Below are 20,279 nucleotides of genomic sequence, written 5' to 3' on the forward strand. Positions count from 1 at the left end.
GATGCGGAGGGAACCCCCGTAGTCGTTGTGAGGATATGTCGCGCACACCGGGTTTCGCCGGACCGCGATCGAAACGGCGGCCCGTGCGGCACCCCAGCCGCGGTCAGGTCGCGGCCGCGGCGCGTGCCTCCCTGCGTTGTCTGCGGCGGCGCAGGGAGCGGCGGATGCGGGTGGCGAGGAAGGCCACCAGCACCACCCCGATCAGCAGCAGGACGCCTGCGACGATGGCCGCCGGGAGCGGGTGGAAGATGGCGAGGGTCACGATGCCCGCGACCGAGACGTCTTCGGCGGTACTCGTCACGATATTGGTGACCGGTTCCGGCGAGGTGTTGATCGCCATCCTGGTACCGGCCTTGACCAGGTGGCTGGCCAGCGCGGTCACGCCGCCGACCGCGCCAACCGCCAGCTGGGGCAGCGAACCGTCCTGTCCCGCAAGCAAAGCCGCGATGACGGCACCCGCGGCGGGGCGGACCACGGTGTGCAGCGCATCCCAGAAGGAATCGAAGTACGGGATCTTGTCGGCGACCGCCTCGATCAAGAACAGAACCGCGGCGGCGATCAGCACGTCGGTGCGCTGCAGGGCATCCGGCACCGAGTCGGACAGGCCGGTGCGGCCGAAGAGGCCGAGCAGCAGCACCACGGCGTAGGCGTTGACCCCGCTCGCCCAGCTCGCGGTGAAGATCAGGGGAAGTGCTGACACGAAGTCATCCTAGGTCGAGACCCGACCCGGCGCCCTGACCGCCGCGCGCCGCTGGGCGGCCGCACCTTCCTCGGTGCTGGTCAGCGCAGAGTGGCCCGGCTACGCAGGCGGCCGAGCAGGATCAGCGCTACCAGGGTGACCAGGACCAGCAGCGTGGTGCTCGCGGCGGCGTCGAAAACCTCGCCGCGGTCGGTCTGGGCGAAGATGCCGACCGGCAGGGTCTTCCAGGTGGCCGGATAGACCATGATGGTGGCGCCGAGCTCGCCCATGGACAGGGCGACAGCCAGTCCGGCGGCCGCGCCGAGCGCGGGCAGCAGCAGCGGCAGCGTGACCTGGCAGAGCACCCGGACCGGACCCGCGCCGAGGGATTCGGCGGCCTCGCGGAATCCCGGGTCGAGGCGGTCGAGCGCGGCGGCGACCGCGCTGAACGCGTACGCCAACACCAGCACCGAATGCGCAAGGATGACAATCCATTTGGTGCCGCCGAGCAGCACGGGGCGCTCGTTGAACGCGATCAGCACGCCGAGGCCGATGGCCACCGACGGCACCGCGACCGGTAGATGGAACACCGCGTCGGTGCAGCGTCGCCACCAGCCGGGTGCCTCGCGTGCGGCCAGCGCCGCCCAGGTGCCGAGGATCAGCGAGACGGCACCGGCCAGCAGTGCGGTCTGCAGGCTCACCGAGAGGCTGGCCGCCTGCTCGCCGGACAGCGCGCGCCCGAAGTTGGCGAAGCCGATCTCCGACGGCAGCGGGCCGGTCCAGTGCCCGGCGAACGCGGCCGCGACGACGGTGGCGATCGGCGCGACGAACACCACGAACACGACGAGCGCGAAAACGGCGAGCACGACGGCCCGCCCGCGCTTGGTCCACATCAGCATCGCGTCAGTTCTCCTTCCTGGCCATGAACCGGGCGAAGATCAGCCGGTACCCGATGTACAGCGTGAGCGACAGCAGCACCTGCACCGAGGCGAGCACTGCGGCGCCGGGCAGATCGAAGGTGACGATGCCGCGGGTGTAGATCAGCGCGGGCAACGTGATCACGCCCTTGGCGCCGGTGAACAACACGATGCCGAATTCGTTGAGCGTCAACAGCAATACCAGGCTGCCGCCCGCCGCGAGCGCGGGCCACGCCTCGGGCAGCACCACCTGGCGCAGCACCCGCCATGGCGATGCGCCGAGACTCGCTGCCACGTCGAGCTGCTCGCGCGGCAGTTGCGCGAACGCGGCGAGCAGCGGGCGCACGACGAACGGCGTGAAAAAGGTGATCTCGGCCAGGATTACGCCGAGCGGGGTGCTCAGGAAGTTCAGTGCGGGCTCGTTGTGCCCGGTGATGCGGGCGATCAGCGCGTTCACCGCGCCCGCGGTGCCGTAGAGGAACGTGAACGCCAGCGTGATGAGAAACGACGGCAGCGTCAGCACGGTATCGATGAGCCGCCCGACCACCTGCGAACCGGGAAACGGCACGAAGGCCAGCACGATCGCCAGAATCGTGCCGAGCACCAGGCAGCCGGCGACCGAGCTCACCGCGATGAACACGGTGCGCCACAACGCATCCCGGAACGATTCCGAACCCAGCACCTGCGTCCAGACCGACGTGCTCCGGCCGGTCGGTGTCACGGTGGACTCGGCGAGGACCCGCACGATCGGGTACACGGCGATGAACAGCACTACGAGCAGGGGCGGCAGGCTCCACAGCACCGGCTGCCAATAGCGTTGCCGCGCGGGCCGACTCGGTGACTCCGGTGCGGCGATCGGCTCGAGTACCGCGGGGACGCTCATGACCGGCCCCCCTCCGCTGACTCGCCGCACACCCCTTGATCTCCCGCACACCGAATCGCATGCGATTGCGCGTGGGGGAAGTCAGCGGGTGTGCGCGAACTCTGGCTGCGCGTCATTTCTGGACCTCGATGGGGGTGGTGCGGCCCACGGGGCGGGGGATGAGTACTCCGGCCGGATCGGGGAAGCAGACACCGACCACGGCACCGATGGCGGTGTCGACCTGGCCGGGGACGTCGGCGGTGACCTCGTCGGCCAAGCCGTCGACGTCCAGGTACAGGCGGGTGGAGGCGCCGCGCCAGACGGCGGAGCGCACCGTACCGCGCAACGCGTCTCGCTCCGAGGGCGCGCCGACGCGCACGGTGTGCGGGCGTACGCACAGCAGGGCGGGCCCATCAAGGCCCCAATCCTCTTGGCCGACACCAGGTGTGGGCGCCTCGGCGCGCAACGTCTTGGCGCCGACGGTAACCAGCGCCGACCCGCCCGAAAGGCGATTCACCGTGCAGGGCAGCAGATTCGCACCACCCAGGAAGGCGGCGGTGAAGTCGCTGGGCGGCCGCCGCCACAGGTTCGCCGCGGTGTCGATATCGACCAGGCGCGAGGCACGCATGACCGCGATGCGATCGGCCAGCGCGAGCGCCTCGGACTGATCGTGCGTCACATACAGCATCGCCGTGTCCGGCAACGCCTTTCGCAGCTGCTGCAGCTCGCCGAGCATGGACTGGCGCAGTTGCGCGTCCAGCGCGGCGAGCGGCTCGTCCAGCAGCAGCACCTTGGGCCGGATGGCCAGCGCCCTGGCGATCGCCACCCGCTGCTGCTGGCCGCCGGACAATTCCCGGGGCAGCCGCTTGGCGTATGCGCCCATGCCGACCATGACCAGCGCCTCGGTCACCCGGGCGCCGATCTCGGTGCGCGGCACCCGGTGTGACTTCAACCCGAAGGCGACATTGCCGTGCACGGTCATATGCGGGAACAACGCGTACGACTGCACGACAACGCCGATGCCGCGTTTGGCGGGCGACAGGTCGGTGACGTCGCGCCCGGCCAGCCGGACCGCGCCCGAGGTCGGCCGGACGAATCCGGCCAGTGCCTTGAGCGCGGTCGACTTGCCGGAGCCGCTCGGTCCGAGCAGGGCGACGGTCTCGCCCGCGGCGACGCGCAGCGTGAAATCGGCCAGCGCGACAGTGGTTTTGCGGCCGCTGCGGTAGCTGACCCCGACCCGGTCGAACACGATCGCCGGTTCGGTGGCGGCGGGTAGAGACTGGGCGGTAATCGATTTCGTGAGTGCGTCACCGGTGGACATGTCGACTCCCTTAGTGGTTGACGGCGTTTCAGCTACCGGTGGCCTTCTGGTAGGCGGCCAGGTCGCCGTCCAGGTCGGTGAGCACCTTGTTCCAGTCGACCGGAAGCACCTCGACACCTTTGAGTGCCGCACTCGGCGACGGACCCGAGCCGGTGACCGGGGCATCGCGCAGTTCCGCGCGGGCAGGCACCGCGAAAGCGTCCGGGCCCAGCGTCTTCTGCACCTCGGCCGAGAGCAGGAACTCCATCAGCTTCGTCGCGTCGGACTTGTGCGGGGCGCCCTTGGCCAGGCCCATCACGTAGGGGACCGCGACGGTGGACTTCTTGCCGTCGGCGGCGGCCGGGAAGAAGACGGTGAACTTCGACGCCTTCTCCTTGATGGTGCTCAGGTTCATCTGCACATCGCCGTTGGCCACGGCCAGTTCACCCTTGTCGACCTTGGCCTGCAGCTTGCCCGTCGACGAGGACGGCCCGACGTTGTTGGCCTGCAACTTGTTCAGGTAGTCCAGCGCGCCCTGCTTGCCGAGCAGCTTCTGCAGCAGGATCAGCACGGCGGTGCCGTCACCGGCCTGGCCCGGCGTCGAATACTGCAGCTTGCCTTTGAATTCCGGCTTCAGCAGGTCGTCCCAGGTGACCGCGGTGGCGTCGACCGACGGGTTGGCGATGAAGCACAGGTAGTTGTTGGCCAGCGTGACGTACTTGCCCTCGGCGTCCTTGTCGGTCGCGGGGACCGTGCTGGTGTCGACGCCGCTGTCCTGCAGCAGCCCACTGGCTTTCGCCTTCTGGATGAACGGCGGCAGTGTGACCAGCAGGTCGGCCTGCGGGTTCGCCTGCTCCTTGTCGACCCGGTTGACGACCTCGCCGGAGCCCGCCTCGACCAGGTTGACCGCGATCCCGGTCTGCTGCTGGAATGCCGCGAACTGGGTCTGATACCAGGGCCCGACACCGTCGGCGGAGTACACCGTCACGGTCTTGCCGCTGGCGCTCTCGGTGCCGGTGCCGCCGCAGGCCGCGGTGGCCGCGACGGCCGTGGCGGTGGCGAGCAGTAGTGCGGTGCGGGCGAGGGTGCGTGCCAGCTGGGCCGGCGTGTACGAAGTACGCACGATGACTACAACTTTCGGTTCGTGAGGAGTGTCGGAGTCGAAGGGGCGGGTGGACCGTCAGCGGCGGGGCCGGTCGACGGAGTCAGGGGTGGTCGGCCAGTACCAGTTCGGCGAACTCGACCACCGACGGCACGACATGGGTGGCGCCCGCCGCGCGCAGCTGCGCGTCGTCGTGCGCGCCGGTGAGCGTGCCCGCGACGATCCGGGCGCCCGCGGCCACGCCGGTGGCGATGTCGCTGGTCGTATCACCGAGCACCGCAACGCGATGCACGGCGTCGGCGTGCAGTCGCAGCAGCGCGGTGAGGACCAGGTCGGGGTAGGGGCGACCGCGCCCGGCGTCGGAAGGCGCCAGGGTCAGGTCGGCGATGTCGGTCCAGTCCAGCGCGTGCAGGAGGCGATCCTGGGTGCTGCGGCTGAAGCCGGTGGTGAGTGCGACCTTGACTCCCGCGTCGCGCAGCTTGGTGATGGCTTCGGCCGCACCAGGAATCGGCGTGATGTCGACCTCGTCGATCAGCGCCTCGTAGGCGGCCTCGAACGCCAGGTTGGCTTCCTGAGCCCGGGCTTCGTCGCTCAGCAGCGCACGGAAGACTGCGATCTTCGACTGGCCCATCGTGTCCAGCACGTACTTTCGGGCCTGCTCGCGTTCCGGCCCTTCGGCTTCGATGCCCGCCGCGGTGGCGGCCACGTCGAACGCGCGCAGGACCAGACCGCCGTCGGCGACGGTGGTGCCCGCCATGTCGAGCACGGCCAGTTGAATGGTGTTGTCAGACAACGCAATCCTCACAAATTCAGCAGGTCGGCGGTTTGTTCGCCGAGCGCGGGTCCAAGGGTCATGCCGCGGCCACCGGGTCCGGTGATCACCCAGGTGTGCTCGCCTGCCTTGGCGCGGGTGACGATGGCGGCTGGATCTACGCTCTGGCTGTACACGCCGGCCCAGCGCCGAACCACCTGCGGCAGTTTGCGTCCGAGCAGTTCCTCGGTGACGGCGGTGAGGTGCTCGTAGGGCGCCTCGTCCACGTCGAACGCGAAGGGCTCGTCGTACTCGTGGGTGTCGCCGATGGTGAGGCCGCCATGGAGCCGTTGCACGCAGAGCAGCTGCATCTTGTGCTCGGCGGCGGTAGCCGACTGGGACTGTTCCCGATTGAGCGTGTCCACCTCGTCGCCCGCGAAGCCGGGGTAGTAGCGGAAGCTGTCGCCGTCGGCGATGGCGGTGGTGAGTGGCTCGCCGAGCGGAGCGGTCTGCATCATCTGCAGCCGGACCCGGCGCACCGGCAGGTCGTCGACCAGCTCGCGGGTCAGGCCGCTGTGTGCGGCGCCGGGGCAGGCCAGTACCAGGTCGGCGTCGAAGTGGCGGCCCTGATCGTCGCGCACGGTGGCACCGGCACCGGTGTCGATGACCGACCTGGCTTCGGTGCCGGCGTGGAAGGTGTAGCGGCCGCTGGCCGCCAGGTAGGCGCGCAGCGCGGGCAGCGCCTGCCGCGACTCGACCGCGGCGTCCTTCGAACAGTGCAGTCCGGCAAAGAATTTGCCGCGCACCGCGGGGTTGATCGCACGCACCTGCTCCGGTTCGAGCAGCTCGAAGCCGCGTGCGTCGGCCGACGGCCCGGCCGCGGCGGCCTCGGCGACGGCCAGCTCGACGGGCGTGCGGACCAGCGTGATGGACCCGGCGGGACGGAACCCGACACCGGGCACCCGGCCGCCGATCTCCTCCCACAGCTCCCGCGAACGCAGCGTGAGCTCCAGTTCGGCGGCCGAGCGGCCGGACACCCACACCAGACCGAAGTTGCGTACCGTGGCACCGCGAGCCTCGGTCTCCCGCTCCAACTGCACGACCTCGTGCCCACGGCGAACGGCGACCAGGGCGTGTGCGGTGCCGAGGATCCCGCCTCCGATGATGACCAATCGCATGGACCCATGGTGCACATTGGTCTAGACCAACGGGTGTTTCCTGCGGAAACGCCAGGTTAACAATTGGTATAGACCAATTGTGGGTATGCTGTGCCACATGGAAGCAACGGAGGTGGACGGGGTCGATGCCGGGGCGGCATCCGGCGAGATGTCCGGCGGGCGAGCCGAATTCGCGCTGCCCGACCGGCTGCCGAAGTCGTATCGGGTGCGCACCGAGCTGGAAACGATCCTCAGCGATCTGGCCGAGGGCGATCCGGTGCCCTCGGAACGCGATCTGGCGGTCCGGTTCGAGGTGGCGCGCGAGACCGTCCGTCAGGCGCTGCGAGACCTATTGGTGGAGGGTCGAATTCGCAGGCAAGGTCGCGGCACCGTGGTCTCCCGTCCCAAAATGGTGCAGCCACTGTCGCTTCGCTCCTACACCGAGGGCGCCATCAGCTACGGCCGCGTCCCCGGGCGGCTGCTCGTCGGCTGGGACGACGTCCCCGCCGACGCCGACACCGCCCGCGATCTGGCTGTCCCGGTTGGCACTTCGGTCATGCACCTGGAACGAGTCCTGCTCGCCGACGGCGAACGCATCGGCCTGGAAAGCACCTACCTCCCACTCCACCGCTTCGCCGGCCTCCGCACCACTTACGACCCCACGACCTCGCTCTACGCCGCGGTCCGTGACTCCGGCGTAATTTTCGGCCGAGCCACCGAACGCATCGAAACGGTGCTGGCCTCGCCGCGTGAGGCCGCACTGCTCGAATGCACCACGGCCTTACCGCTTTTGCTGCTGCACCGCCGCAGCCTCGACGCCGCGGGCGACCCGATCGAGCGAGTGCGCGGCCTCTACCGCGGTGACCGCATCGCCTTCGAAGCCCACCTCACGAAATAGCTCAGGCGGGGAACAGCCGGCCCATCGAGTGGATTTCGTTCACGTCGGCGCCGGTGATGAAAGACCAAGGGGCGGTGAAGAAGCCGTTCTTCCCCCAGTTGGGGCCCCATGAATTCTCGACAGTCACCCCCTGTGCGTCATAGGCGACGATGGTGACCTCGTGGCCGCCCAGGATTTTCTCGCGGGCTGAGGGATTGTAATTGTCGTGCGTGCCATCGAGATCCTCGAAGCTCTCTCTGACGTCGAATCCGAAGGGCACCGGCAGGCCGGATGCGATCGCCTTCTTGATGTTGGTGACGATGTCGCCCTTGGTGAGATCCTGGGCTCCGGACAATTTGTAGTGGGTGGCGTTCGCGCGTTCCTTGGCGTCTGGTTGGGTCGTGTAGTCGAAATCGCCCTGCCAGTAGTCGGTTTTGGTGTCGATGCCCTGCTGCTGTTCCAGTGGCAACGCGACGCCGGCGTAGGTGCCCTCATCGTCGCCCTGCGCGATCTGCGAGTAGATGAACATGGGGGCCATCGGGTCGCCCGCGATCTGCTGCTCGTTCATCAGTACCCCGTACCCGGTGTACCCGGTCGCCCAGGTGACGCACGAGCCGACCGGACCCTGGTCGCCCGCGGGTAAAGCGTACTGGCGCAGCGAATATGCGGTAGGTGGTGCACCGATCGTGCCCAGCTGAACCGGCAGCGCCGAGCCGACGGTGGTATCCCGGCCGAGGCTGTCGTGGGCGGCGGCGCGGTCGAGTCCGAACGCGTGGTGCTTTAGCTGCGGAGCGGGTGCGTCCGGGGCGGCGTGCGCGGTGCCGGAGGCCGCGAAGCCGATCCCCAGGGTGCATACGAAAGCGGCGGACAAGCGCGAATACTGCAAGGTTCCTCCTGCTGACCCCACGATCCATCACTTCCGGATGGAATGAGTTGTGAACTGATCAGGGAGTGTTCCAGGGCATTTCGGCGGCGACAATATAAAAGTCACCCTGATTCATTTAAGTCGATGTTAACGGTGGTGTCTCGCAAGTAAATTCAGGCAAGGCGCCCAGCCGCACTGTGATTCGAAGCGCCCGGATTGCGGCCGAGGGCGCGGATATGTACCGTGCCATGGTATTTCCGCTCGGAAGGATTGATCGTGGGGTCGAAATGGAAGCTGTGCTGCGCCGCGGTCGCGATGTTCCTCGCCTTCGCACTCCACGGATCCGCCGTCGCTGAGCCGGGTCCCGCCGACGGGCATTCTTACGGTTTGGTGGTGACGCCGAACCTGCCTCGGGTTCCGGAACCTCGCATTGCCGTCCTCGGCGCGCAGACCCTGCCGTATCTGCAGCAGACCCAGCGCGCGGATCAGTGGTGCTGGGCCGCCGATGGGTCATCGATAGCCACGTATCTGCACCGGCCGATCAGCCAGAATCAGTATTGCGCCCTGGTGCACGGCGTCAGCGCGGACGGCACGTGCCCCGATCAGGAGGCATCGCTCGAGCAGATCGCCTCGGCTTTTCGGGGGATCGGATTCGATGCGGCTGTCGGCGCACCTTTGTCGATGGCCAAGGTCATCGACGAGATCTCGGCCGATCGGCCGATCCTCACCGGCATCGCGTGGGCGGCGGGTGGCGGGCATGCGCAGGTGATCTACGGCTTCGACGTGGACGCGGGCACCATCACCTATGGCGACCCCTGGCCGTCCTCGCGGCGCAGCGTTACCCAGTCGCTCGACTCGTACACCCGGAATTCGGACTGGACATGGTTCGGCGAGGATTACGGCATCGCGCTCCGATGAGCGGACCGGTGCCGCGCTTCGCGATCGGGCTCTGGGCCGTCGGTCTGGCCCTGTCGGGGTGTGCGAATGACGGTCCGCCCGCGGCGGCCTGGGAGAGCGAGCCGGACAGCAGTGCCATCGACAGCGCGCTCGATACTCCGGCGGCGCAGCGTCTCGCGGGATCGTTTCTTCGATCGTCGAGTGCGTCGAACGATATTGGGGTCGCAACGCTGCGGCGAGATGGCGCACCGGTCACGGTGTACGCGACCTATCCGTCCTACAGCGACGAGCCCAGCCTCGAGCGCGCCGGAAACAAGTCCTATATAGCGGTGCCGGTTCACGTGGCCGGGCGCAGCGCCACCGATACGGTGCAGTTGGAACCGTCGCCACCGTATCTGCCCCGGGCGATGGCAACGGGGTTGGAGGAGACGAACCAACCACGTGCCGCCGATGCTCGACTGCTGCTCGATTACCCGACTCATACCTGGTTCGCCTGGACGCGAACTCAGGTCGCCGTGATTTCCTCGGGTACGACCCCGGCGTTGGCGGGCAAGACATTCGACGGCGAGGACTTCCACGCCTGGCTGCGAACGCGCTGACCCGCCGAGCCGTTCGCGTGCCGCGCACCCAATCGCGTGCCGCGCACGGAATCGTCATCGATTTCGTAGGCGGGCGCCAGTGTGCGCGCGGTGTATGGGTTCGCGCTCAGCCGAGCTGCGGAGCGACCTTCGTGCCGGCGATTCGATATTGTGCAACACATTGTCATGCGGCAGTGTGCTGATGCTGGTGTGCGGCATGAAGCGGTCCAGGCCGAGGGTGTCGGCGATCGGCCTTGTTCGCTTCCGATGAGGCTCATGACAGCCCTCTTGTGCATGTTGCTGGGTTGCTACGCCCTGTTCTTCGTGAAACTGCTGGTATCGGACAACTGCTAAACGGTGTTTTGTGAACGGTGACACATGAGTTGTTGTGATGTACTCCCGATCACACATCCTGCTTGTCGGAGCGGCAGGTAGTGGCATCGGTCCGTCGAGTAGGTCTTTCTAGGTAGTGGGTGCCGCAGGCTTTGCGGGCCGGAGCGGGTGCGTTCGGTCAGTGAGCTCGGCTTTCGATCACGTTCGACTCAGGAAGGAGGCACCAGGTGAATATCACCAAGTTTCGTGCGGCACCACGTCGTCGGTGGCCGTTGATTCTCTGTCTTGTCGCAGCATCCGTCGTGACCGTCGTTCAGACGGGGGCGGCCGCGGCGGATCCGCAACCGGTACCAGTTCAACCGGCCCCGCAATTCCCGGTGCCGCCCGCTCCGCCAGAACTCGATCCGGCCTTCTACGATCCGCCAGCCGATGTGGTGGCAGCGAAACAGCCGGGTGAGATCATCGCCGCGCGCGAGGTACATCTCGCGTTCTATTCCGTGATCCCGTTCAACATCGATGCCTGGCAGCTGTCGTTCCGATCGACCAACACCCGGGACGAGCCCATCGCGGCCGTCACCACGGTGATGAAGCCGCGCGGCGACAACGGCGGGCAGGCACGAAATCTGCTGTCGTATCAATTTCCTACCGATTCGCTGGCCCAGTACTGCCAACCGTCCTACGTGCTGCAGCAGGCGTCGGTTCCGGGCACGATCACCGGTCAGTTCGACGTCCCGTTCGAATTCGTCGCACCCCTCACCGGGCTCGGCGCGGGCTGGGTCGTCAACATGCCCGATCACGACGGCCCCAACACCGCGTTCGCCGCGGGACCGCTGGAGGGGCGGATCACCCTCGACAGTATCCGCGCCGCCGAGAATTTCGCGCCGGCGGGCCTGCCCGGTCGAGACACCAAGGTGGGTATCTCCGGATATTCCGGTGGCGCCATCGCCACGGGCCATGCCGCGGAACTGCACGCCTCCTACGCGCCGGACCTGAATATCGTCGGTGCGATCTCCGGTGGCAATCAGCCGGACCTGCGGGACACGATCGCGCTGGCCAACAACAATGTCGGCTCGGCGCTGATCATGGGCGGCATGATCGGCGTCTCGCGGGAGTACCCCGAACTCGACGCCTATTTCAAGCAGCACATGAACGGCTTCGGCCAGGCTATGTTCGGCTGGCCGAAGAACTCACTGTGCCTGTGGGGTGCGGGCATCCTGCCTTTCGTGAACATCACCGGTTTGTTCGACAGTCCCGACCCGTTCCATGATCCGGTGCCCGCCAAGGTATTCGACGCGATCTCGCTGGGTCATTCGACACCGGATATGCCGCGGTACCTGTACCAGTCCAATCCCGATGAATTCGCGCCGGTCGGCCCGGTGAATCGGCTGGCGGACAAGTACTGTCAGGATCCGAAGGCGCGAGTGACCTATGTCCGCGACAACTTCAGTGAGCACATCAGCCTTGAAATCATCTCGCTGGCAAAGGTTTTGACGTGGCTGAAGGATCGCTTCGACGGGGTGCCCGTGCCGGACGGCTGCGATATCCATCAGGAAGGTTCGATGGCCCTGGACCCGGCGTCCTGGCCGGTCTGGTTGCAAGGGGTGAACACCCTGCTCGGTGGCCTCCTGCAGCAGCCTATCGGCAGCCGCCGCTGATCTCGGGCGGCACCGCCTCCCGCGCACGGAATCGTCGGCGATTTCGTGCGCGGGGGCGCCGATGTGTGCGGCACAAGGTATTTCCACTCAGCTGACCTGCGGGGCGACCTTGGCGCCGAGCATAAAGCGGTCCAGACCGACGCTGCCGAGCGTGTCGATGGTGCCGGTGTCGAACAGCAGGCGCTGGGTCAGCTGGTTTTACCGGCGGCGTTCGTCATGGACCTGGCTGTGTCCGTGCGCGATTGCGGGGTAGGAGCCGGACGTCGTGGTCGACTCGGGCCGTGCGCATTGTCGCACTCGTGGCGGACTTCCCTCGGGTGCTTGTCAGCAGCCTGCCGATATGGCGCGCAGTCGTGGGTCCGTAGGTGGATCGGATCCGGGCCAGCATAGTCGCCAGATCGAGCTGATAGCCCTGTGGGGCAGGCGATTCGAGGACGAGTGCCGCGACGGTGGCGCCCAGATAGGCGGCGTTTACCGGATCTGCTCCGTAGCGCAGCCCGGCCAGGTATCCGGCACGGAATCCGTCACCCGCGCCCGTGCCGCCCACGATGGTGTCCGATGGCACGGCGGCGACCCGCTGGGCCGGTGCGCCGCCGCCGAATTCGACGAGCGCGCCGTCCGGACCGAAGGTGGTGATCCAGTGCCGCACTTTCGACAGGACCGTGGCGGTTGTCCACCCGGTTCGGACCGACAACAACTCTCGTTCGTTCTCGTCCGTGAATAGCAGGTCTGCGCCCGCCACGAGCGCCCGAGCCTCGTCGCGCTCGAGATCGGAAAGTCGCGGGGATGGACAGGCTACGAGCGGATATCCGCCCGCCAGAATGTGATGCGTGCGCGCGAGCATGACCTCGGGATCATCCGGCGCGACAACAACCCACCGCACATCGTCGAATTTCATCAGAATCGGCACTGGGTTGGCCGTGCCGGTCCGTTGCGTGTTCACCCCAGAGCGGGCCAGCCGGCGCTGCTGCTCGGCGAAATCCGGGCGCGCGGTGCTCACGAGGATCGGCGCCGCGCCTAAACGGGCGAGGCCATAACTGATATTCCCGGCGCCGTTCGCGATGGAACCGGTAACAACGATGCGCATTGTCGTGCCGCCTTCCGATCTAGATTTCGAGTAGGAGCCGGGTTCCGTGCAGATTTTCGGATTCGATTCGTCGATGAGCTTTCGCCGCCTCGGAAAGGGGGAGTAGTTCTACCGCCCTTGGACGGAACGATAAATCAAGCACATATCTATTGATGACAGACGCGGCCTCCTTCAGCTCGACCACCGTTGCCCTCGATATGACGAATCCGCAGATTGTCGCGTCCTTCATATAGAATTGGCCGGCAGGTAGCGTCGGTTGAGTGTCGGGGCCTGCGAGGAGCACGATTCTCCCTGTGGGAGCGAGTACCTCGACCGCTGATGAGAGGTCATTTCCGCCCGAGGTATCGATATAGAGATCGATACCTCGTGGCCCGAGTTTCATAATCTGCTCGACCATGTCGGTACGGTGGTAGTCGACCGCATGCGTCGCTCCGAGGCCAAGGCAGTAAACGTGGTCGCGAGGGTGCGCGGTTGCGATGACGATACCGCCCGCGTTCGCGATCAAGGTTACCAGTGCACCCCCGACGGAGCCGGCTGCTCCCCCTATCAATACCGTTTCTCCGAATGCTAGTTTGCCGCGGGCAAACGCCGCAAGATGCGCGGTGGCCGCCGGGTGCGCGACCGCAAGGATATCGGTGGGCGACGCCCCGGGTGGCAGGTGATATAGACGTTCGGCGGGGACCACCGCGAATTCTGCAGCCGCGCCCTGGCGCCTGTCGTGTCCGAGGCTGTTGCACCAGACCTGGTCGCCGGGGAGGAAATTTTCGGAATTGGACTCGGCGACATTTCCGACCAGATCGCGGCCGATGACGAATGGAAAATCGATCGGCGTGACATATCGTCCCGAACGAATCAGGGTGTCGACGCGGTTCACAGTGGTCGCGCTGACGCGCACCAAGACCTCGTCCCGTCCGGGTGTCGGATCGGGCAGGTCGCCGAACCTGATGTTCTCGGCCGGTCCCAATTCTTCGATGTAGGCGGCGCGCATAATGATCAATTTTCTCGCTCGCGGCCCGCTGGTCGAGCATTCCTCACCGCGTCTGTCAGGTCGTCGTGACCGGAAATCGCCCCGCTCGCCAAGCAGGGCGCCTTGGTGATCAAGCCGGTGCCGCTACCCATGGTACGGTCTCCGGAACGTTGGTCTAGTACAGGACCATTGTTCTACGGATGGGGCAGCGTTCTAGTGCCCGGATGGGATGTCGTCATATGCGCACCGTTGATGGCGTGGACCTGCGGAGTCTGACCACTTCGCTACGCGGCCCAGTCTTCACTCGAGACGACGACGGGTACGACGTCGAACGAGCCGGTTTTCAGACCGCCCGGTGGCATCGGCCCGATTTGATCGTTGGCGCGACCGGGCCCGCGGATATTCGCGCCGCTGTGAGCTTCGCGGCCGATCAGGGTTTGCCGGTCGGTGTGCAGGGCACCGGCCACGCCGTGTTGGCCGTCGCGGCGGCGGAAGGCGTGCTGATCAACACCCGACGGATGCGCGGTGTTCGGGTGAATAGCCAGACAGGTACGGCCTGGCTGGGTGCGGGGGTCCGGTGGGATCAGGTGATCCACGAGGCCGCGCAATTCGGCCTGGCACCACTGTCGGGCTCCGCCCCACACGTCGGTGCGGTGTCCTACATTCTCGGTGGTGGGCTCGGACTGCTGTCGCGGCGCTACGGGTACGCGGCCGACCATGTGCGCAGCCTCGACGTCGTGACCGCGGATGGCGAACTGCGGCACGTGACTGCCCGATTCGACCCGGATCTGTTCTGGGCGTTACGCGGTGGGCGGGACAACTTCGGCATCGTCACGGGTCTGGAGATCGATCTCATGCCGGTCGAGCGGTTCTACGGCGGGTCGATGACATTCGATCTCGACGAGGCCGCCGAGGTGGTGGAGGCGTATGTGCAGTGGACCGAGTTCGTTCCCGACGAACTGTCCTCGTCGATCGCGCTGATCTCGTTTCCTGACGCGGCAACCGTTCCGCCGCGTCTGCGCGGGCGGCGAATCGTTCAGATACGCATCGCCTATCTCGGCGGCGCCGAGGCGGGCGAGCGGTTGGTCGCGCCGCTTCGGGCGATCGCCACGCCGACGATCGACACCCTTGCGGAGCTGCCCTATTCGGCCGCCGGAACCATACACAACGATCCGGTCGAGCCCGTCCCCACCGAAGGAGACAACCTGATGCTCGGCCCACTGGGCATCGAGGCGGCTGCGACCCTGTTCGACCTGGTCCGATCCGGCGCGCCGGTGCCCCACGTCGTCGAGCTACGGCATCTGGGCGGCGCGCTCGCGTGCAGGCCCGCCGCAGGTAACGCGATCGGGCACCGTTCCGCGCATTTCGTGCTGGTGCTCGCGACCCGTTCGGATATGGCCGATGCCGATGTCATCCGGTACGCACATACCGAACTGCTGCACACGTTTTCACGCTGGAGCGCCGGCGGGCAGATGCTCAACTTCATGACCGGCGAGCGCGGCGCCCAGCACGTGCGCAACGGATACGACCCGGAGGATTATCAGCGGTTGGCCACACTGAAATCGCGTTACGATCCCGCCAACATTTTCCGCCTCAATCACAATATTCCGCCGGTAGCGCTGACTTCGGAGTAGCCACCGGGTACGGGCCAGAGCTGACAAACTGCCCCGAAATGTTTTGCCGCTGAGAAGATTTCGGTGCCAGGGTGGGCAGGGTGGCGGTGATGGACGAGGGATTGCTGGCGCCCGTGCGAGCGGGGAGCCGAACGGCACGACTGCTCGGCGACGACGCCTGGATTCGCGCGATGGTCGACGTGGAGCTCGCGCTGGCTCGCTCCCAGGCTCGGCTGGGTCTCATTCCGCCGGAGGCATTGCGAGCCATCACGTCGGCAGTACGGGAGAGCCGATTCGACATCCGAGCGATCGCCGAGGCGTCGCGTGGTGCGGCCAACCCGGTCGTGGCCTTCGTGGAGCACCTGCATCGTATGGTGGCGGTGGTGGACCCGGTCGCTGCCGACTACGTGCACTGCGGATCGACCAGCCAGGACATCCTCGACACCGCCACCATGATGATCTCGGCGCGCGTGCTCACCGAGATCATCGCGGACCTGGACGGCATCGTCGACGACCTCGCCCGGCTGGCCCAGCGGTTTCGGGATACACCGATCGCGGGGCGAACCCTGGCGATGCATGCCGTGCCGACCACATTCGGCGCCAAGGTTGCCGGCTGGATGCACGGCGTGCTCGATGCGCGCGATCGCCTGCACCGGTTGCGCATGACCGGACTACCGATCCAACTCGGTGGTGCGGCCGGAACAGTCGCGTCGTATGTCGAATGGGCACGGACCGGAAATTCCATGCTGGCCAACGCTTCTGCGGCGGAGATCTACGAGCGGCTGGCCGGAGAACTCGCGGGTGACCTCGGACTGGCACTCCCGGCCATGCCCTGGCATACCGTTCGCACGCCGATCGCGGACCTGGCCGGTGCACTGGCCACGACGTCCGGCGCATTGGGCAAGTTCGCCGTCGACGTGATCACGCTGTCGCGGACCGAGATCCTCGAGCTCTCCGAACCGACGGCCGCTGGCAGGGGTGAGTCCTCCGCGATGCCGCAGAAGCGAAATCCGGTACTGAGCACCATGATTCGCACCGCGTCCCTCCAGGTGCCCGCGCTGGTCTCGATCCTGTTCGGCGCGATGCTCGCGGAGGACGAGCGTCCCGCCGGGGCGTGGCACGCCGAATGGCAGGCGCTGCGTGAATGTCTGCTGCTCGTCGGTGGTGCGGCGCAGACGGCCGCCGAACTGGCGGTCGGCCTGACAGCGGACGCCGGTCGGATGCGTTCGAATCTGGAAAGTACGAGGGGGCAGCTGGTTTCCGAGCGGTTGTCGATTCGACTGGCCCCGCTGCTGGGTCGGGCAGTGGCGAAGAAGACGCTGCAGGCGGCGGCGTTCATGGCCTGCGACACCGGCCGGGCGTTCGCCGACATCCTCGCCGAGGATCCGGTGGTGTCGGCCCACCTCACCGCTGAACAGATTGCGGAACTCCTGCGTCCGGAGGGCTATCTCGGCGCCGCACCCGCCTTCGTGGATCGGATGTTGGACCGCCGCTGAGTCCCGACCGCAGCGACGTCACGACACAGTGGTGATGCGGGGCCGTTGGTCGTCGGTCACTCGCGTGCGGTGGGGTGCGCGCAGGATCTGCGCGAGGCCCGCCGCAACCACGAGTATCCCGATGTCCATCAGCAGCGCAATCGAATAGCCTTGTGCCGCAGCGTCCATAACGGTGTGGCCGGCCAGGTAGCTCGCTGTGACTCCGGTCGCCACGGTGTTGTACAACGCCGTGCCGAGCGCGCCGCCCACCTGCTGGGTCGCGTTGTACATCGCGGAGGCGGTGCCGGTGTCGTCCGAGCGGGTGCCCGCGGTGGCCGCGCTCGTGGTCGCCGTCATAACGCAGCCGATTCCGAGGCCGATGAGAATCTGCGACGGCAGCAGGTATAGCAGGAACACATTCGATGCGCCGGGGGTGAGCCGCACCAGGATCAACAGCCCCAGGGCGGTCGTCACCAATCCCGGTACCACCAGCGCCGCGATCGATACCCGGGCGAGCAGCCGCCCGGCGATCAGGGTCGAACCCACCGCGCTCGCGACCGTGATCACCACCAGGGTGAGGCCGGACCGCAAGGGCGAATACCCCAGCAGTGTCTGGGTGTAATACGTCATGAACAGGTAGAAGCCGAACAGGGCCACCTGCATCAGCCATATCGTCGCGAAGGCGCTGCTGCGGGCACGGTCCGCCAGGATCCGCATGGGCAACAGCGGATTCGGCACTCGTGACTCGACCGCGACGAACAGCGGCACCAGCGCGGCGCCGACGCACAGCAGCGCCAGCACGAGGGGATCGGACCAGCCCCGCGATTGCGCCTGATCGAGGCCGAAGACGACTGAGGTCACGCTCGCGATGCTGACCAGGGCTCCGGGGAAATCCAGGTGCGCAAGGCGGCCTGCGGGCTGGTCGCGCCGCAGCACCAGCGAGCCGATCAGCGCGCACAGCGCGATCGGAACGTTGACGAACAGGCACCAGCGCCAGTCCAGATACCGGGTGAGCAGCCCTCCGACGACCAGTCCGAGCGCGGAACCGCCCGCTCCCACCGCGGCGAAGACCCCGAACGCCTGTCCGCGCACCGCGGCCGTCGCGTCGGCGTAAGCGATCGACAGCAGTGACAAAGCCGCCGGGGCGAGGCAGGCCGCGCAGACGCCCTGAGCGGCTCGGGCCGCGAACAAGACGGGTGCGGCGGTGGCGAATCCGCCCAGTGCGGAGGCTGCGGCGAACCCGATCAAGCCCACGATGAAGGTGCGGCGATGCCCGATGGAACCGCTGATGCGACCGCAGAGGAGCAGTAGCCCGCCGAAGGTCAGGGCATAGGCGGTGATCACCCACTGCCGGCTGCCATCGGACATGTGCAGGTCGCGCTGCGCAGAGGGAAGGGCGATGTTCACGATGGTCGCGTCGAGCACGATCATCATCTGAACCAGGCTCACCACCAGCAATGTCGGCCAGAGCCGCATAGTTGCCCGGTCGTTCGTTTTCATGTTCCCCTCCGACCTCGAACCATCCATCCAACTAGAACATAGATCTAGTTCAGGATCAACGTTCCTAAATTGGATCAATGTGTCGAATCATGGGGGTGTGCCAGCTCAGTTGCGCCGTTGGAGATGCGCGGCGAGTCCGTCGAGCAGGTAGGTCAGGCCGTTCTCGAAGTTCGCGGTCCAATCGGAGCCGCCGAGATACCCACGCTCGGCGAGGGTCGGATACCGATCCGGTTGGGTCGCAACGAGTTCCTCGCTGGCGCGAATGTCTTCCTCGGACAGTCGCAGGCTCGACTCGCTCGCGGCCGAGCCTGCGACATGGCTGATCAGCGCCCAGCTCGCCGCGGAGATGTGGGGGTCGGCGAGCCCGGCCCGCACCAGCGTCGCCCGGAGAAATTCCATCCACGCGAGGAAGTTCGGACCGAGGAGCGGCCGCCGGTTCGCCGCCAGGCCGGCCGTCCACGGATGGCGGAGCAGGGTGGCGCGCCATCCGATGAGCAGGGTGGTGATATCGGCGCGCCAGTCGTCGCTGTGCCGCTTCGGGATCGGAGTCTCGCCGAAGATAGCGTCCACCGCGAGGTCGATCACGTCGTCCTTGGTGTCCAGATGCCAATAGAGCGTTGTGGATCCGGTGCCGAGTCGCTGGGCGAGGCGCCGCATGGTCAGGCGTTCGAGGCCCTCCTCGTCGAGCAGGGCGACCGCGGCGTCGATGATCCGTGCGCGCGTTATCGGCGGTTCGCTGCGTCCGGATGGTGACGGCCGCAGCCACACGCTGCGCGTCCGGCCGTCGTTGCGCCCGCTGTCCTGCGCACTGTCCACCATGAATTGCACCACCCTTATCGCTGAGTCGAACGACCTTCAGAGGGTAGTACATTGATCTGCACAGGATCATTGTTCTAGAGTATGGATCATCGTTCTAAAGGAGGAACATTGAAACTCTCCGTATTCGGTGCCAACGGGCAGACCGGGCGATTGGTCGTCAAGCAGGCGGTTGCCGAAGGTCACGAGGTCACCGCAGTCGTCCGACGTCCGCACGAGTACACGTTCAGCGCTGCCAACTTGACCGTCGCCAAGGCGGACGCGATGGATTCGGACGCGGTGAAACGCGTCGTCGCCGGTAGCGAGGGAGTGGTCTCGGCGCTTGGGAGTCAGGGCTACACCAAGGAGGAGGTCACGCTCTACTCCAGGGGCATGTCGAACATCCTCGATGCGATGGCGACGCATGACGTGCGGCGAGTGGCCTGTATCAGCACCACCGGTGTGACGTTCAAGGCCCCGCCCGGCGAGAACCTGTTCGTACGCTTCATCGTTCTTCCGATGCTGTTGCGCATGGGCCGCACCGCCTACGAGGACAACGCGCGCATGGAGCAGATCGTGCGGAGCAGCGAGGTGGACTGGACCATCATGCGGGCGTCGGGCCTGTTCGATAGCGACACCCGCACCAGCTACGAGATTCGTACGCCCCCCACAGCCGGTCACTACACCGCGCGCATCGACCTCGCCGACGCCCTGTTGCGCGCGGTCGTCGACGGGCGCCAGTCCCGTAAGACCGTCGAGGTGATCACGGTCGAGGGCACGCCGACCATCATCGATGTACTCCGCCGCGAGGCCTTCGGCCGCTCCCAATAGCAGAGACAAGCGGGTGGTGGTGCCTTTCCGGTCACCGC

19 protein-coding genes are annotated in these 20,279 nt (G+C 66.7%); 7 read left to right on the plus strand and 12 right to left on the minus strand.

From position 1 onward, the window contains the following. Positions 1-103 precede the first annotated feature (103 nt). From ACIBCN_RS16050 to ACIBCN_RS16080, 7 genes are all read right to left on the minus strand, one after another. Entirely contained in the window at positions 104-700 is a 597-nt protein-coding gene (locus tag ACIBCN_RS16050; RefSeq protein WP_396992295.1) for a DUF4126 domain-containing protein, read from the minus strand. An 80-nt stretch (positions 701-780) separates the two neighbouring features. Further along, on the minus strand, positions 781-1,578 hold the full coding sequence (locus tag ACIBCN_RS16055) for an ABC transporter permease (RefSeq protein WP_396992296.1): 798 nt from the start codon (positions 1,576-1,578) through the stop codon (positions 781-783). Between the two features lie 4 nt (positions 1,579-1,582). Beyond that, positions 1,583-2,479 (minus strand): 2-aminoethylphosphonate ABC transporter permease subunit, encoded by an 897-nt coding sequence (locus tag ACIBCN_RS16060; RefSeq protein ID WP_396992297.1) that lies wholly within the window; start codon positions 2,477-2,479, stop codon positions 1,583-1,585. Positions 2,480-2,591: 112 nt separating this feature from the next. Next, positions 2,592-3,779: an ABC transporter ATP-binding protein gene (locus ACIBCN_RS16065; RefSeq protein ID WP_396992298.1), complete on the minus strand. Its 1,188-nt coding sequence runs from the start codon at positions 3,777-3,779 to the stop codon at positions 2,592-2,594. 28 nt (positions 3,780-3,807) lie between these two features. After that, positions 3,808-4,881, minus strand: a complete 1,074-nt coding sequence (locus tag ACIBCN_RS16070) for a 2-aminoethylphosphonate ABC transporter substrate-binding protein (RefSeq protein WP_396992299.1) — start codon at positions 4,879-4,881, stop codon at positions 3,808-3,810. A gap of 82 nt (positions 4,882-4,963) precedes the next feature. Then, the gene (locus ACIBCN_RS16075; RefSeq protein WP_396992300.1) at positions 4,964-5,653 is read right to left on the minus strand and encodes a phosphonatase-like hydrolase; all 690 of its coding nucleotides are present in this window, start codon (positions 5,651-5,653) and stop codon (positions 4,964-4,966) included. 8 nt (positions 5,654-5,661) lie between these two features. Then, positions 5,662-6,789, minus strand: a complete 1,128-nt coding sequence (locus ACIBCN_RS16080; protein WP_396992301.1) for a TIGR03364 family FAD-dependent oxidoreductase — start codon at positions 6,787-6,789, stop codon at positions 5,662-5,664. A gap of 148 nt (positions 6,790-6,937) precedes the next feature. On the opposite strand from ACIBCN_RS16080, the gene ACIBCN_RS16085 reads away from it, so the two are divergent. Then, positions 6,938-7,666 (plus strand): GntR family transcriptional regulator, encoded by a 729-nt coding sequence (locus tag ACIBCN_RS16085; protein WP_396992586.1) that lies wholly within the window; start codon positions 6,938-6,940, stop codon positions 7,664-7,666. 1 nt (position 7,667) lies between these two features. Here the strand turns inward: ACIBCN_RS16085 and ACIBCN_RS16090 are convergent, their stop codons facing one another. After that, the gene (locus ACIBCN_RS16090; protein WP_396992302.1) at positions 7,668-8,516 is read right to left on the minus strand and encodes a C1 family peptidase; all 849 of its coding nucleotides are present in this window, start codon (positions 8,514-8,516) and stop codon (positions 7,668-7,670) included. Positions 8,517-8,786: 270 nt separating this feature from the next. On the opposite strand from ACIBCN_RS16090, the gene ACIBCN_RS16095 reads away from it, so the two are divergent. The 3 genes from ACIBCN_RS16095 (at position 8,787) to ACIBCN_RS16105 (ending at position 11,973) form a co-directional block, all read left to right on the plus strand. Continuing rightward, a complete protein-coding gene (locus ACIBCN_RS16095) occupies positions 8,787-9,428 on the plus strand; it encodes a papain-like cysteine protease family protein (protein ID WP_396992303.1) in 642 nt (213 codons plus the stop codon). Then, a complete protein-coding gene (locus tag ACIBCN_RS16100; protein ID WP_396992304.1) occupies positions 9,425-10,006 on the plus strand; it encodes a hypothetical protein in 582 nt (193 codons plus the stop codon). Before ACIBCN_RS16095 ends, ACIBCN_RS16100 begins: the two co-directional genes overlap by 4 nt. Before the next feature lie 614 nt (positions 10,007-10,620). Next, the gene (locus ACIBCN_RS16105) at positions 10,621-11,973 is read left to right on the plus strand and encodes a lipase family protein (RefSeq protein WP_396992305.1); all 1,353 of its coding nucleotides are present in this window, start codon (positions 10,621-10,623) and stop codon (positions 11,971-11,973) included. A 214-nt stretch (positions 11,974-12,187) separates the two neighbouring features. On the opposite strand, the gene ACIBCN_RS16110 is transcribed toward ACIBCN_RS16105, so the two are convergent. Both ACIBCN_RS16110 and ACIBCN_RS16115 read right to left on the minus strand, forming a co-directional pair. After that, positions 12,188-13,060 carry a PfkB family carbohydrate kinase gene (locus tag ACIBCN_RS16110; RefSeq protein ID WP_396992306.1) on the minus strand — a complete coding sequence of 291 codons (873 nt, stop codon included), beginning with the start codon at positions 13,058-13,060 and terminating at the stop codon, positions 12,188-12,190. 19 nt (positions 13,061-13,079) lie between these two features. Next, positions 13,080-14,048 (minus strand): NADPH:quinone reductase, encoded by a 969-nt coding sequence (locus ACIBCN_RS16115; protein WP_396992307.1) that lies wholly within the window; start codon positions 14,046-14,048, stop codon positions 13,080-13,082. Between the two features lie 218 nt (positions 14,049-14,266). Here ACIBCN_RS16115 and ACIBCN_RS16120 point away from each other — a divergent pair, with 218 nt between their 5' ends. Then, positions 14,267-15,661, plus strand: a complete 1,395-nt coding sequence (locus tag ACIBCN_RS16120; RefSeq protein ID WP_396992308.1) for an FAD-binding oxidoreductase — start codon at positions 14,267-14,269, stop codon at positions 15,659-15,661. 89 nt (positions 15,662-15,750) lie between these two features. After that, the gene (locus tag ACIBCN_RS16125; protein WP_396992309.1) at positions 15,751-17,136 is read left to right on the plus strand and encodes an adenylosuccinate lyase family protein; all 1,386 of its coding nucleotides are present in this window, start codon (positions 15,751-15,753) and stop codon (positions 17,134-17,136) included. An 18-nt stretch (positions 17,137-17,154) separates the two neighbouring features. On the opposite strand, the gene ACIBCN_RS16130 is transcribed toward ACIBCN_RS16125, so the two are convergent. Both ACIBCN_RS16130 and ACIBCN_RS16135 read right to left on the minus strand, forming a co-directional pair. Next, entirely contained in the window at positions 17,155-18,615 is a 1,461-nt protein-coding gene (locus tag ACIBCN_RS16130; protein WP_396992310.1) for an MFS transporter, read from the minus strand. A 105-nt stretch (positions 18,616-18,720) separates the two neighbouring features. Then, positions 18,721-19,434: a TetR/AcrR family transcriptional regulator C-terminal domain-containing protein gene (locus ACIBCN_RS16135; RefSeq protein WP_396992311.1), complete on the minus strand. Its 714-nt coding sequence runs from the start codon at positions 19,432-19,434 to the stop codon at positions 18,721-18,723. A 108-nt stretch (positions 19,435-19,542) separates the two neighbouring features. On the opposite strand from ACIBCN_RS16135, the gene ACIBCN_RS16140 reads away from it, so the two are divergent. Beyond that, entirely contained in the window at positions 19,543-20,241 is a 699-nt protein-coding gene (locus ACIBCN_RS16140) for an NAD(P)-dependent oxidoreductase (protein ID WP_396992312.1), read from the plus strand. Positions 20,242-20,279 lie beyond the last annotated feature (38 nt).

Origin of the sequence: Nocardia sp. NPDC051052 (assembly GCF_044456045.1) — a bacterium.
GTDB lineage: Bacteria > Actinomycetota > Actinomycetes > Mycobacteriales > Mycobacteriaceae > Nocardia.

Coding starts and splice junctions, on each gene's coding strand:
- ACIBCN_RS16125 (WP_396992309.1), top strand. CDS start 15,751: ATGGACGAGGGATTGCTGGCGCCCGTGCGAGCGGGGAGCCGAACGGCA.
- ACIBCN_RS16120 (WP_396992308.1), top strand. CDS start 14,267: ATGCGCACCGTTGATGGCGTGGACCTGCGGAGTCTGACCACTTCGCTA.
- ACIBCN_RS16130 (WP_396992310.1), bottom strand. CDS start 18,615: ATGAAAACGAACGACCGGGCAACTATGCGGCTCTGGCCGACATTGCTG.
- ACIBCN_RS16110 (WP_396992306.1), bottom strand. CDS start 13,060: ATGCGCATCGTTGTTACCGGTTCCATCGCGAACGGCGCCGGGAATATC.
- ACIBCN_RS16065 (WP_396992298.1), bottom strand. CDS start 3,779: ATGTCCACCGGTGACGCACTCACGAAATCGATTACCGCCCAGTCTCTA.
- ACIBCN_RS16135 (WP_396992311.1), bottom strand. CDS start 19,434: ATGGTGGACAGTGCGCAGGACAGCGGGCGCAACGACGGCCGGACGCGC.
- ACIBCN_RS16060 (WP_396992297.1), bottom strand. CDS start 2,479: ATGAGCGTCCCCGCGGTACTCGAGCCGATCGCCGCACCGGAGTCACCG.
- ACIBCN_RS16100 (WP_396992304.1), top strand. CDS start 9,425: ATGAGCGGACCGGTGCCGCGCTTCGCGATCGGGCTCTGGGCCGTCGGT.
- ACIBCN_RS16115 (WP_396992307.1), bottom strand. CDS start 14,048: ATGCGCGCCGCCTACATCGAAGAATTGGGACCGGCCGAGAACATCAGG.
- ACIBCN_RS16055 (WP_396992296.1), bottom strand. CDS start 1,578: ATGCTGATGTGGACCAAGCGCGGGCGGGCCGTCGTGCTCGCCGTTTTC.
- ACIBCN_RS16080 (WP_396992301.1), bottom strand. CDS start 6,789: ATGCGATTGGTCATCATCGGAGGCGGGATCCTCGGCACCGCACACGCC.
- ACIBCN_RS16085 (WP_396992586.1), top strand. CDS start 6,938: ATGTCCGGCGGGCGAGCCGAATTCGCGCTGCCCGACCGGCTGCCGAAG.